We start from the raw sequence: 12,785 nt of genomic DNA, 5'->3' as shown, positions 1-12,785 counted from the left end.
CCTGCATCCGTACAACAGATCTTTTCGTGTTACTGGATCTGTTTTGGAGATGCTTTCCGCGGTGCCGTCCTGAGCTGGGCTCTCAGGATCTGAGCGCCTCGCGGCACGCCGTCGCGAACGCCTGCGCGCGGCCCGTCAGCCGGACCCCGCGCAGCTTCGCCAGGACGACGGGGAGCGCGGGCAGCGGGTCGGCGAGCGGCAGGGCGACGACGCTCGAACCGTCGTACGTGCGGTCGTGCGCGGGCCGCTGGTTGAGCAGCGACCAGCCGTATCCGGCGGCGACCAGGGCGCGCACGGTCTCGTAGCTCCTCGTGCGGTGGCTGATGCGCGGCTCGACACCGGCCTTGGTGGCGACGGAGCGGAAGTAGTCACGGCTGGCGGGCAGGTCGAGCAGGATCATCGGCTCGTCCGCGAGGTCCGCGAGGCGGGCCCGGCCGCCGCCCGCGAGCCGGTGCCCCTCGGGGACCAGGGCATAGGGCGGGGCCATCGCGAGGACCTCGCACTCGATGTCGGCGTCGAGATCCATGTCGTAGAGCAATGCCAGTTCGCAGGCGCCCGTGCGCAGGCTCTCCTGCACGGCCGGGATGTCGCCCTCGACGACCTCGACGCGTACGGCGGGCTGACGCTCGCCGAACTCCCGCAGCAGGCGCGGCAGATAGAACGGGGCGAGCGTCTGGAAACAGCCCACCGCCAGCTCGCCCACGAGGTCGGCACCCAGGCTCCTGGCCGATTCGGCGAGTTCGTCGGCGTGGGTGAGAAAGCCACGCAGCTCGTGCAGGAACCGCTCCCCCGCGGCCGTCAGCTCCAGGCCCTTCGCATGCCGGCGGATCAGGAGCTGCACGCCGAGCTCGCGCTCCAGGTGGTGCACGGCGGTGGAGACCGCGGACTGCGAGACGTTGATGCGGTGCGCGGCGGCGGTCATGCTGCCGAGCTCGGCGGCGGCGAGGAAGTACCTCAGCTGCACGAGGGTGAAGTTCGCGTCCTTGGCCATGGCGGGATTGTGCCCCGGGCGCCTGCGAGCTGTCTGCATCTCGAAAACAGATGTAACCCCCGGGAAATCGATGTTTGACCGGGGATCGCGAGGGTGGCGAGACTCCCCAACCAACCCGCACGCCCGAACACCCCCGCCCGCCCCCTCGTTTTCCGGACAGGGAGTCCGTATGCCCGCCACACCCGAGGCGGCCCCGGCCGTCGAGCAGCACACCATCGACCATGTCCCCGAGAACGAGCGCCACGGCCGCGTCCGTGACCTGTTCACCATGTGGTTCGGCACGAACATCGCGCCGCTGCCGCTGGTCACCGGCGCCATGGGCGTGCAGGTCTTCCACCAGTCGTTCTGGTCGAGCGTCGCGGCGATCCTGGTGGGCCAGCTCGTCGGCGCCGTCTTCATGGCACTGCACTCGGCGCAGGGCCCGCAGCTCGGCGTCCCGCAGATGATCCAGAGCCGGGCGCAGTTCGGCAGCGTGGGCGCGCTGCTCATCGTGGTCGTGGCGGCCGCGATGTACATAGGCTTCTTCGCCTCGAACATCATCCTGGCGGGCAAGTCGCTGCACGGCCTCGCGCCCGCCGTGCCGGTCGACGCGGGCATCGTGCTGGGGGCGCTCGGCTCGGCGCTGATCTGCTGGGTCGGCTACCGCCTCATCCACACCCTCAACAAGATCGCGACATGGGTGCTCGGGGCGGGCATCCTGGTCGGCCTCGCCGTGGTGGTCGCGCGCGGCCTGCCCGACGGCTTCTTCTCCACGGGCTCCTTCACGTGCGCGGGCTGGCTCGCGACGGTGTCACTGAGCGCCCTGTGGCAACTGGCCTTCGCCCCGTACGTCTCCGACTACTCGCGCTACCTGCCGCGCACCGTCCGTACGGCGTCGACCTTCTGGGCCACGTACTGGGGTTCGTGTCTCGGCTCGACTCTGGCATTCCTCGCGGGCACGGTGATCGGCCTCGCGTCGCCCGGCACGGACGACACGGTGGCGGGCTTCGACAGCGCGGCGGGTGGTTTCGGCCCGGTCGTGCTGCTCCTCTTCCTCTTCTCGGTCATCAACCACAACGCGCTCAACCTCTACGGCGCGGTGCTGTCCCTGATCACCATCTGCCAGACCTTCCGCCCCGCGTGGACCCCGCGCCAGAGGGCACGCGGCGTCGTCTCCGCGGTGGTCCTCGTGGGCGCGCTCCTCATCGCGACGGCGCTGTCCAGCGACTTCGTCTCCAGCTTCGTGAACCTCGTACTGGTCCTGCTCGTCGTCCTCGTCCCCTGGACGGCGATCAACCTCATCGACTTCTACCTCGTCCACCGCGGGCGCTACGCGCTCGGCGACCTCTTCGCGCCCGACGGCGGGCGCTACGGCCGCTTCAACCCGGTGGCCCTGACCTCGTACGCGATCGGCATCGCGGTCCAACTCCCCTTCGTCGCCACGTCGCTGTACACGGGCCCGCTGGTCGCCCCGCTCGGCGGCGCGGACCTGTCATGGCTCGTGGGCCTGTTGGTGACGGCGCCCGTGTACTACGTGTGGGCGCGCCGGGTGGCGATGCGGGGCGGGACCGCGGTGACGGAGGCCGAGACGACGGCGACGGAGTCCGCTTCTGCGACGGCGTGACCGCGGCTTGCCCAGCGGCGCACCACGAACAACGCCTCGCCTGGCGACAACGTCAGCTCAACGACGCACGGCGCCCGGGGCGCAGCCACTGCGCGCAGTAATCCGTTGGTTGGATGGGCCTTGTCGAATGACAGGGCCCATCCGTTCGTCCGGGACCATGCCCGTTCACGCAACCGCTGTCGCCCCGCCCTTGCAGCAGTCGGTGAAGCCCATGACGCCGTTCGCGCACCTCGGGCTCAAGGAGCCGGAGACGCTTGCCGGCGTCCGCAGCGGACCCGTGTGCGCGCCCTGCGCCGGCGAGCTGAACTCCCTTGAGGTGACGGTGCATCCCCTCGATGCGCGGACCAGCCAGGTCTATCTGCGTGGGGTCGACTGACGGGGCCGGGTCCGCCGATCAGCATTTCGGGCCGCGCGGTGGTGGCGTTGAACGGGGCTGCTGGAGAGGCACTGACCCGCGCTGACCTCAGTGACCGCAGGGGCTGTGGTGGCTGGAGAGGCGGTGCATGAGGCCCCGCCCTACGATGGTCTGGGTTCTTCCTGTGGGTTCCTCCTCACATGGTTGGAGTCAGCTCATGACGCATTCGACCCGGGGATTGCGCAAGGGGGCTGTGACCGCCGTAGCGGTGGGAACGCTCGCGGTGCCGATGGCGGGTGGGCCCGCGTTCGCCACGCCGGCCTCCGTGTCCGCCGGCTCCAGCTCCGCCTCCTTCGTCCGCGCCGCCGACCCGCCCTCACCGTCCGATTCCGGGTCGGCGACCCCGGGTCAGGTTCAGAAGCTCACTCCTGCCGTGGAGAAGGAGCTCGACACCGCCGTGCAGAAGGTCATGGCCGAGGCGGACGTCCCGGGTGTGACCGTCGGGGTGTGGACGCCGGACAAGGGCGAGTACGTGAAGTCCTTCGGCGTCGCCGACAAGAGCACCGGCCAGAAGATGTCGCCCGACCTGCACATGCGTATCGGCAGCGAGACCAAGACCTTCACCGTGACGTCGATACTGCAGCTGGTCGACGAGAAGAAGGTCGGCCTCGACGATCCGATCGGGAAGTACATCGACGGCGTCCCCAACGGGGACAGGATCACGATCCGTCAGCTCGCCGAGATGCGCAGCGGACTCTTCAACTACTCGGCGGACGACGACTTCTACAAGGCGCTGACGTCGAATCCGGAGCGGCCGTTCACCCCGCAGCAGCTCCTCGGCTACTCGTTCAAGCACCCCGTGCTGTTCGAGCCGGGCAAGCAGTTCTACTACTCCAACACCAACCTCATCCTGCTCGGCCTCGTGGTCGAGAAGGAGAGCGGCCGGCCGCTCCACGACTACATCCAGGACAACATCCTCACCCCGGCCGGCATGAAGCAGACGCTGTTCCCGACCGGCAACGAGTTCCCGGAGCCGCGCTCGCAGGGCTACACGAACCAGACCGCGAGCGGGAAGGTCGAGGACACGGTCGACTGGAACCCGTCCTGGGGCTGGGCGGCAGGCGCGATGATCTCCACGCTGAACGACCTGCGCATCTGGGCACCCACGGTCGCCACGGGCACGTTCCCCAACGGTGACGCGATGATCAGCCCCGCCACGCAGAAGCAGCGCCTCATCACCCCGAAGACCACGATCCCGGGTGCGGGCTACGGCCTCGGCATCTTCAACGTCCAGGGCTGGATAGGCCACAACGGCTCCCTGCCGGGCTACGAGTCCCTGACGATCTACCTGCCGTCGGCCAAGGCGACGCTCGTGGTGGTCCTGAACACGGACATCAACCACGACAACTCGGAGCCGAGCACCCTCTTCGGCCAGGCGATCACCAAGATCATCTCTCCGGACAACGTCTTCAACCTGCCGGCCCAGCCTGCGGCGCGGTGACGGACCCTCAATCCCCGGCCCGGCTCATGTGATCGGCCGGCCGGTCCCAGCCCCGGTCCCAGCCCTCGCCCTAGTCCTCGTCCCGCAGCCGCCGCCAGATGCGGGTGCGGTGCAGGACGTAGAAGGCCACGAACAGGACGGCCACCTGAAGCCCCACGGCGAGCAGCCAGAAGACGACCTTGCTCTCCAGTTCGTCGGTCAGGTAGGTGAAGTTCATGCCGAAGAATCCGCTCAGGAACGTCAGCGGCAGGAAGATCGTCGACACGATGGCCAGCCGGTTGATCACGCCGTTCTGCTCGCCCGCGGCGAGGGAGGAGTAGCTGGCGAAAGCACGACGGGAGGCATCCTGGAGGGACTCGATATGCGCCAGGACCAGCCTCGCCGCGTGCTGGAACTCCTGGGCGAGTCTTTGCCGCTCCTCCGGGAAGTTGGGGTTCAGCATCCGGCGGGTGAAGACCTCGTCCACCACCTGAAGGTAGGGAAGCAGCGAGTGGTGCAGGAGGGCGGAGCGCCGTCGCAGCTTCGACAGGCGGTAGACCTGCTCGGGGCGCCGTTTCTGGAACATGTCGTCCTCGAGTTCCTCCGTCAGCAGCAGGTCCTGAACGGCGGCCCGGCGGAAGGTCGCCAGCGCCCCCTGGAGCAGCAGGAAGAGCACCGCGACGACGTCCGGGGGTCTCTCGTGCCGGAGCTGCGCGGAGATGTTCGACGCCAGGCCCGCCTGGCCACGGTGAACGGTGACCAGGAACTGCTCGGTCACCAGCGCGTGGATGTAAGCGACCCGGTCGTCGTGGATCACGGGCACGACGAAGCCGGCCTTCTCCCCCAGGAAATCGGCCCGCGCGGGCTCGTCCTTCCTGCCGAACCAGTCCAGGTCGTCAGCCTCAAGGCCGAGCTGACGGGCCACACCCTCATCATCCGCCGGCGCTTCTTCCGGCAACTCGACGTCGACGATCAGAAATCGGGCCGTGGCGAGCCGCTCACGTGCCTCGGACACGTCCGTACGGGTGACGGTCACCTCTGGCATCGACACCATCGTTACGATCATGGCCCTCACCGTTGGTTACGACTCCGAGGGTCCCAGCGTGAGTGCGGTCCGGCAGCTCCGCACTCGGACACAGTCATGTGCCGCACCGTGCGGACCGGACGGGTGACGAGATGTACGCCTCGTACTGATCCCATGCACGGTCGAGTGCCTCAATAGCTGCCCTGACGGCGCCGCACTCCTCCTCCAGGTAGTCGAGCCGACCCTGCCGCCCCTTGCGCGAGGGCCAGTCGGGATCAGCGGAGACATCCCGAGCGAGATCCCCGATGGCGTTGTGTTGATCGGTGCGGGTCTTCAACCAGGCAGTGAAACTTGCCGGCTTGGGCATGACCGCATCCTGCCGCCGCCGCGTTCGTGGGCAGCTCCCGGTGGTCGCCGCGCACCGTGTCAGGGCCTGTCCGACGGGTCGCGTCACCGACCCCGCACCCGACAGCACTGTCACCCCAATGCCGCAACATGACGTGCCGTCCACATGGCGATTAAGCTGATTAGTGCCCCAACCGGGACAATCCGTGAAAGGGGAACCAAATGCGCATTCGACGAGTCCTCCCCGCCCTCATCGCCACGGCAGCCCTCGCCGGACTCGGCCTCACAGGCGCCGCCAGCGCCACCGCACCCGCACAGGGTGCCGCAACCTACGTCACCCCTTCTCAGTGCAAGCAGGGCGGCGGAATGGCCGATCTGGCGGACAACCTCTGCAAGGGCGGTATGCACAACGGGGAGACGATCGACTGAACCCCACAAGGCGCCCCGCAGCCACGCGCCGCGGGGCAGTCCGGCGCGCAGCCCGCTTCGCTCGCGCGCCAAAACGGGCAGGCCGTGCTCTTGTTGCTTGCGAGACATGAGCTCGCGCCGGACGACTGCAGGCGCCTGAAGAACACCACTCGTTCCCCTCGTGCCGCTCTACGCTGCCCATGTCCGGATGCGTCAGAAGCTTGAAGAGTTCGATGAACTGGCCACGGAGTACTGGGACTCCCAAGGCACCCCGACGGCTCTGTCGTCGAAGCACGCCTACGAGGCCGAACCCACATTGCCCAGCAGCCGGGACCGCGCGCGGAAGACTCTCGGGCGGGCGCTGCGACCACAGGACCCGAGGGGCTGAGGGCCCAGCGAGGTCCCCGAGAGGTTCCAGGCCATGAAAATGCCCCCGAGTCGCGCCGTATGCGCGACTCAGGGGCATGATCGTGAAAGCTACTTCTTCTTGCCCTGGTTCTTGACCGCCTCGATCGCCGCCGCGGCCGCGTCCGGGTCCAGGTACGTGCCGCCCGGGTTCAGGGGCTTGAAGTCCGCGTCGAGCTCATAGGACAGCGGGATGCCCGTCGGGATGTTCAGGCCCGCGATGTCGGCGTCGGAGATGCCGTCGAGGTGCTTGACCAGGGCGCGCAGGCTGTTGCCGTGGGCCGCGACCAGGACCGTCTTGCCGTCCAGGAGGTCCGGGACGATGCCGTCGAACCAGTACGGGAGCATGCGGACGACGACGTCCTTGAGGCACTCCGTCTGCGGGCGCAGCTCCGGCGGGAGGGTCGCGTAGCGCGCGTCGTCGAACTGGGAGTACTCCGCGTCGCGGGCCAGCGCCGGCGGCGGGGTGTCGTACGAGCGGCGCCAGAGCATGAACTGCTCCTCGCCGAACTCGGCCAGGGTCTGCGCCTTGTCCTTGCCCTGGAGCGCACCGTAGTGCCGCTCGTTCAGGCGCCAGGAGCGGTGGACGGGGATCCAGTGGCGGTCCGCGGCCTCCAGCGACAGCTGGGCCGTGCGGATCGCGCGCTTCTGGAGCGAGGTGTGGACGACGTCGGGGAGCAGGCCTGCGTCCTTGAGCAGCTCACCGCCGCGGACTGCCTCCTTCTCGCCCTTCTCGTTGAGATTGACGTCCACCCAACCGGTGAACAGGTTCTTCGCGTTCCATTCGCTCTCGCCGTGGCGGAGGAGGATCAGCTTGTACGGTGCGTCGGCCATGGCTCTGAGCCTAATCCAAGCCTCCGGCGCCCTGCGCGCCCGGCCACGGGCCGGACGGTACGGAGGCGGGTCCCGCCGACGATTGACGGCCACCGTCAATTGAGTGGCTGCCGCCGCCCTCCCCCACGTAAGTTACGGACATGGCCGGCGCCGCTTACAGGCCCATCAGGCCGCACTCACGCCGCACGCGCCCCAGGGGGGATCCGTCCCGATGTCCGTCACCGCACTCAGACGGGCCGCACACGAGAGTGTGTCCGGTCTGCCGCGCCAGTTCTGGTGGCTGTGGACCAGCACCCTGATCAACCGCCTGGGCGGCTTCGTCCTCACGTTCATGGCGCTGTACCTGACCACCGAGCGCCACTTCTCCGCGTCGTACGCGGGTCTGGTCGCCGCGCTCATCGGGCTCGGCGGCATGATCGCGTCGCTGATCGGCGGGGTGCTCACGGACCGGATCGGGCGGCGCCCCACGCTCCTCGGCGCGCAGCTCGCGACCGCCGCGACCGTCGCCGCCCTCGCCTTCGTGCGTGACCCCGCCGGGATCGCGGTGACCGGCTTCCTGCTCGGCGTCGCCTCGAACGCGTCGCGTCCCGCCGTGCAGGCGATGATGGCCGACCTCGTCGCGCCGAAGGACCGCGTGCGGGCCTTCTCCCTCAACTACTGGGCCATCAACCTCGGCTTCGCCGTCTCCTCCGTCTACGCCGGTTTCCTCGTCGCCGCCAGCTACACCGCCGGCTTCCTCCTGGAGGCCGCGATGACGCTGGCCTGCGCGGTCCTGGTGTTCGTGAAGGTGCCCGAGTCGCGGCCCGAGCGGGCCGAGCCGAAGCCCGACGCGGCGCCCGTCGCCGACGTGACCATGCTGACCGTCCTGCGCGACGGCCGGTACATGCTGATGGTGGGGCTGTCGTTCCTCATCTCCGTCGTGTTCACGCAGTCCTCGTCCGGGCTGCCCATCGTCATGGGGCAGGCGGGGCTGAGCAGTTCGGACGTCGGGCTCGTCGCCGCCGTCAACGGCATCGTCATCGTCGCGCTGCAGATCCCGCTGACCCGTTTCATCGAGAAGCGCAACGCGGGCCGGCTCCTGACGGTCTCCTCCCTCCTCATCGGCTACGGCTTCGCGCTCACCGCGTTCGCCGGGTCGATGGCCGCGTACGCCCTGATCGTCGTCGTGTGGACGCTCGGCGAGATGGTCAACGCGCCCACGCAGTCCGGCCTGGTGGCGCGGCTCGCCCCGGCCCATGGGCGCGGCCGCTACCAGGGCATGTACTCCATGTCGTGGTCGGTGGCGGCCCTGGTCGCGCCGCTCGCGTCGGGCGTGACGATCGACCGGTTCGGCGCGGGGTGGCTGTGGGCGGGCTGCGCGGCGATCGGGACGGCCGCGGCGGCCGGGTACTGGATCCTGATGCGGGGGCTGCCCGCGGACGACCAGCCCATCACTCCCGTCCCCAGGCCCGAGAAGACCGGGGCCGAGCCCGAACTCACCGCCTGACGCTCACCTCCTGACGCTCACCGCCTGGCCGACGACCGCTGCGCGTCGTACAGGTTCCGCGGCCGGACCGTGTCCGACACCCCGTCGCCGTAGAGCTCCAGTCGCGCATGCAGATCCCCGGTGAAGTCCGGGACGTCGGTCTGGTCGAACTCGCGGACCGTGTTGACGGCGACGGTCGCGCTGTACGGCGCGAGTCCGTCGAGGCGCATCAGACCGGCGCGCTGGTTCGTGACGCGGATGTTCCAGTGAGTGAAGCGCGCCCCGAAGAGCGGTCCCGCAGAGGCGTCCCCTCCGTGGCGGCCGTTGTTGTTCACCGTGATGTCCGTGCGCACGTTCGCGAAGGGCATGCCGCGGTGCGAGTCGAACGTGCCCATCTTCATCTCGCCGCGCGACCACACGTTGTACGACGACAGGCCCTCGACGTTGATGCCGTGCAGCTGCGTGCCCGCGGGGGCGGGGACGGTGCGCTGCTCGATCGTGAACGACTCGACGAGGTTGTCGTGGGAGCCCTCGCGGCAGAAGTAGGGGTGGTGCGAGCCGCGGCCCGCGACGCGCGTGCGGCGCAGCGTGCACGCGGACGCGGCGACCAGGCCGAAGCCGTTGTCGACGTGGCGCACGGTGACGTCGTCGGCCCAGCAGTCGTACGCGCACTGGAACGCGACACCGTTGTAGCCCTTGTCGAGCAGGTGCTGCGACTGCGGGGTCTCGACGGCTTCGAGGGTCAGCGCCTCGACGCCCGAACCGGTCAGGGCGCCGACGTGCGTGGTCAGCCGGGGGTCCCACTCGGGGCGTACGTCGAGGGGGAGCGGGCGTTCGAAGGTGACGCGGCGGCCGTGCACGGAGGCGATCCGTACGGGCCATTCGTAGGGCACGTACGAGGTCAGCTTGGTCTTGTCGTCCCAGAAGTACGCCTCGGGGCCCGCGCCGCCGCCCGCCATGTGTTCGAGGAGGGTGTGGCCGGGGTCGTCGGCGAGGCGCAGGAGGACCAGGTCGCCGCGGGACAGGCGGGACGCGTCCGCGACGGTCACCGACCAGGAGCCGCGGGCGGCGGGCTCGACCGCCGTCAGCGTGTCCCACTCGTCGCGCTTGTTGCCCGTCCAGCCCTCGAAGGGCCAGGCCTTCGCCCTGATCGCGTCGGTGAGGGTGCGGAAGCGGTCCTCGGGGCAGAGCCAGATCAGGCCGCCCGCCCAGGACCAGCTGGACTTGTCGCCGCCGTAGCGGGAGCCGTAGACGCCGACGAGTTCGGTGAGGCTGCGGGTCGCGTACAGCTTGGTGCGGGTGCTGCCCGCGCCGCGCAGGACGACGCCGGAGTGGCCGATGCGGATGAGGTCGTCGATGCGGTACGTGCCCGGGGGCAGGTGGACCGTGCCCCCGCCGGCCCGTCCGGCGTCGGCGAGGGCACGGTTGATCGCGGGGGCGGCGTCGGCCGAGCCGTCGGGGCGCGCGCCGTAGTCGCGCACGACGTCGGCGACGACGCGGGGGCGGGCGAAGCCTTGCCGGCCCCCGCGGTATCCGGCCCGTCCGACGTACGGGATCTGCGGGTGCGTGTAGGGGGTGCGGGTGAACTCGCGCCAGACGGACGGGACTTCACCGGAGTGTGCCGTGGCGGCCCGCGCGCCGGTTCCCGTCACCGTCACGGCCGCCACCGCTATCGCGCTGCCCAACAACCCGCGTCTGCTGAGGTTCTCCACCGTCGCCACCCTCCGCACGATTCAGTTCGAGGACGTTCAAAGACATGAACGTTGTTCATGTCCGCGTCGGCCGCGAGCATGCCACGGCGCCCCCTGCGGCGGAAGGGGTCGCGCAACAGTCAACCGGCAGGAGAGGAGCGCTACTTAACGGGGCGCTGGGTCAGATTCGTGAACGCGTCGAGGTTGCGCGTGGACTCGCCGCGCGACACCCGCCAGGCGTACTCGCGGCGGATCGCGCTCGCGAAACCGAGCTCGAGGAGCGTGTTGAACGCGCCGTCCGCGGCCTCCAGGACCGAGCCGAGGAGGCGGTCGACCTCGTCGGGGGTGACGGCCGCGAGGGGCAGCTTGCCGGTGAGGTAGACGTCGCCGAGCTGGTCGACCGCGTAACTCACGCCGTACAGACGGAGGTTGCGCTCCAGGAGCCAGCGGTGGACGCCCTGCTCGTTCTCGTCCGGGTGCCGGATCACGAACGCGTTCAGCGAGAGCGAGTGCTTGCCGACGAGCAGCGAGAGCGTCGTCGACAGCTTGCGCGTCCCGGGCAGCTTCACGACGTACGACGAGCCGGGCTCGGGGCTCTCCCACTCGAGCTCGGCCTCGGTGAGGACCCGCTCGATGACCGCCGCCGCGCCGGCCATGGTGCTGTCAGCCATGCAGCGAGGGTACGTGACGGGGGTGGCGGTGCTCGTAGGTGGCCGCCGTGTACACATCGGCCGTCGCGGAGGCCGCGGTGTCCCAGCCGAAGCCCTGCGCGTGCGCCGCGGCGGCGGCACCCATGCTGTCCACAAGCTGTGGACGGTCGGCGAACTCGCCCAGCCGGCGCGCGTACGCCGCCGGGTCGTGGCCCGGGACCAGGAAGCCGGTCGTCTCGTCGCGCACGGCGACGGGCAGACCGCCGACCGCGGCCGCGATCACCGGCGTACCGGCCGCCTGCGCCTCTATGGCGACGAGCCCGAAGGACTCGCTGTACGACGGCATGACGAGGACGGAGGCGGCGCGGAACCAGTCCGCGAGCTGGTCCTGCCCGACCGGCGGGCGGAAGCGGACGACGTCCGCGACACCGAGCTTGGCGGCTAGCTTCTGCAGCCCCTCCGGCTTGGCCAGACCGCTGCCGCTGGGGCCGCCCACCACGGGCACGACCATCCGCGCGCGCAGCTCGGGCCGCTCGTCGAGGAGGACGGCGACGGCCCTGAGCAGGATGTCCGGCGCCTTGAGGGGCTGGATGCGGCCCGCGAAGAGCGGAATGAGGGCGTCCTGGGGCAGGCCGAGGCGGTGCCGGGCGGCGGCGCGGCCGTCGGCGGGACGGAAGCGGTCCAGGTTCACGCCGGGGTGGACGACGGCGACCTTGGCGGCGTCCGCCTCGTAGTGGCGTACGAGCTCGTCGGCCTCCCCCGCGGTGTTCGCGATGAGGCGGTCGGCGGCGCGGACGACCTGGGTCTCGCCGATGACGCGCGCGGCGGGTTCGGGGGTGTCTCCCGCGGCGAGCGCGGCGTTCTTGACCTTGGCCATGGTGTGCATGGCATGCACGAGGGGGACGCCCCAGCGCTCGGCGGCCAGCCAGCCGACGTGACCGGAGAGCCAGTAGTGCGAGTGGACGAGGTCGTAGTAGCCCGGCCGGTGGCCCGCCCACGCCTGCATCACGCCGTGCGTGAAGGCGCACAGCTGGGCCGGCAGCTCCTCCTTGGCGAGACCTTCGTACGGGCCCGCGTCCACGTGCCGGACCAGGACGCCGGGCGCCAGCTCGACGGAGGGGGGCAGCGCGCCGGTCGTGGCGCGCGTGAAGATCTCAACCTCGATGTTGATCGCGGCGAGGCGCTTGGCGAGCTCGACGATGTAGACGTTCATGCCGCCCGCGTCGCCCGTGCCGGGCTGGTGGAGCGGTGACGTGTGCACGCTCAGCATGGCCACGCGACGCGGTCTGCGGTGCGCGCCGGGGAACCTGAGCCGCGGGGACGAGGCCCCGGAACGGCGGAGCCTGGACACGTACTGGCTCACGTGGCGGTCCTCCTTGTTGCGGGCACGACGCTGGGGGGCGCGGAACCGCGGGCGCGGAGCCCGGGCACGAACCCTCCTTCAGCCCCTCCAACACCGGAGGTCTCCGCTCCATTTCCATTTTGCCGAATCATTACCGGCGGGGACTCAACCCTGGGGCGCTCGGGGCGGGCG

The 12,785-nt window shown here is 70.0% G+C and carries 13 protein-coding genes; 6 read left to right on the top strand and 7 right to left on the bottom strand.

Going from position 1 to position 12,785, the window contains the following annotated elements:
- Positions 1-82: 82 nt before the first annotated feature.
- Complete coding sequence (locus OG758_RS27150) at positions 83-991, bottom strand: LysR family transcriptional regulator (RefSeq protein ID WP_326712350.1); 909 nt, start codon at positions 989-991, stop codon at positions 83-85.
- Between the two features lie 169 nt (positions 992-1,160).
- Between OG758_RS27150 and OG758_RS27145 the strand changes: the two genes are divergently transcribed.
- The 3 genes from OG758_RS27145 to OG758_RS27135 all read left to right on the top strand — a co-directional run bounded on the left by OG758_RS27145 (position 1,161) and on the right by OG758_RS27135 (position 4,450).
- Complete coding sequence (locus OG758_RS27145; RefSeq protein ID WP_326712349.1) at positions 1,161-2,594, top strand: purine-cytosine permease family protein; 1,434 nt, start codon at positions 1,161-1,163, stop codon at positions 2,592-2,594.
- 157 nt (positions 2,595-2,751) lie between these two features.
- A complete protein-coding gene (locus OG758_RS27140; RefSeq protein WP_326712348.1) occupies positions 2,752-2,970 on the top strand; it encodes a hypothetical protein in 219 nt (72 codons plus the stop codon).
- A gap of 196 nt (positions 2,971-3,166) precedes the next feature.
- Positions 3,167-4,450: a serine hydrolase domain-containing protein gene (locus OG758_RS27135; RefSeq protein ID WP_326712347.1), complete on the top strand. Its 1,284-nt coding sequence runs from the start codon at positions 3,167-3,169 to the stop codon at positions 4,448-4,450.
- Between the two features lie 70 nt (positions 4,451-4,520).
- Here OG758_RS27135 and OG758_RS27130 read toward each other — a convergent pair whose 3' ends face one another.
- Positions 4,521-5,495: a magnesium transporter CorA family protein gene (locus tag OG758_RS27130; RefSeq protein WP_326712346.1), complete on the bottom strand. Its 975-nt coding sequence runs from the start codon at positions 5,493-5,495 to the stop codon at positions 4,521-4,523.
- Positions 5,496-5,568: 73 nt separating this feature from the next.
- Positions 5,569-5,820 (bottom strand): YozE family protein, encoded by a 252-nt coding sequence (locus OG758_RS27125; protein WP_326712345.1) that lies wholly within the window; start codon positions 5,818-5,820, stop codon positions 5,569-5,571.
- Positions 5,821-6,020: 200 nt separating this feature from the next.
- On the opposite strand from OG758_RS27125, the gene OG758_RS27120 reads away from it, so the two are divergent.
- Positions 6,021-6,227 (top strand): hypothetical protein, encoded by a 207-nt coding sequence (locus tag OG758_RS27120; protein ID WP_326712344.1) that lies wholly within the window; start codon positions 6,021-6,023, stop codon positions 6,225-6,227.
- 187 nt (positions 6,228-6,414) lie between these two features.
- Positions 6,415-6,594, top strand: coding sequence for a hypothetical protein (locus tag OG758_RS27115; RefSeq protein ID WP_326712343.1), 180 nt, complete (start codon positions 6,415-6,417; stop codon positions 6,592-6,594).
- Between the two features lie 89 nt (positions 6,595-6,683).
- On the opposite strand, the gene OG758_RS27110 is transcribed toward OG758_RS27115, so the two are convergent.
- Complete coding sequence (locus OG758_RS27110) at positions 6,684-7,445, bottom strand: phosphoglyceromutase (protein WP_326712342.1); 762 nt, start codon at positions 7,443-7,445, stop codon at positions 6,684-6,686.
- 211 nt (positions 7,446-7,656) lie between these two features.
- On the opposite strand from OG758_RS27110, the gene OG758_RS27105 reads away from it, so the two are divergent.
- Positions 7,657-8,931: an MDR family MFS transporter gene (locus tag OG758_RS27105; RefSeq protein WP_326712341.1), complete on the top strand. Its 1,275-nt coding sequence runs from the start codon at positions 7,657-7,659 to the stop codon at positions 8,929-8,931.
- A gap of 17 nt (positions 8,932-8,948) precedes the next feature.
- On the opposite strand, the gene OG758_RS27100 is transcribed toward OG758_RS27105, so the two are convergent.
- From OG758_RS27100 to mshA, 3 genes are all read right to left on the bottom strand, one after another.
- Complete coding sequence (locus OG758_RS27100; RefSeq protein ID WP_326712340.1) at positions 8,949-10,622, bottom strand: glycoside hydrolase family 55 protein; 1,674 nt, start codon at positions 10,620-10,622, stop codon at positions 8,949-8,951.
- Between the two features lie 140 nt (positions 10,623-10,762).
- A complete protein-coding gene (locus tag OG758_RS27095) occupies positions 10,763-11,257 on the bottom strand; it encodes a YbjN domain-containing protein (protein ID WP_405656625.1) in 495 nt (164 codons plus the stop codon).
- Between the two features lie 7 nt (positions 11,258-11,264).
- Positions 11,265-12,614, bottom strand: a complete 1,350-nt coding sequence (gene mshA, locus OG758_RS27090; RefSeq protein WP_326712338.1) for a D-inositol-3-phosphate glycosyltransferase — start codon at positions 12,612-12,614, stop codon at positions 11,265-11,267.
- Positions 12,615-12,785: the final 171 nt, after the last annotated feature.

It is taken from the genome of Streptomyces sp. NBC_01474, assembly GCF_035918215.1.
Classification (GTDB): domain Bacteria; phylum Actinomycetota; class Actinomycetes; order Streptomycetales; family Streptomycetaceae; genus Streptomyces; species Streptomyces aureus.
The sequence above is the reverse complement of the archived record's forward strand: the minus strand, read 5'-3'. Positions and strand labels throughout refer to the sequence as shown.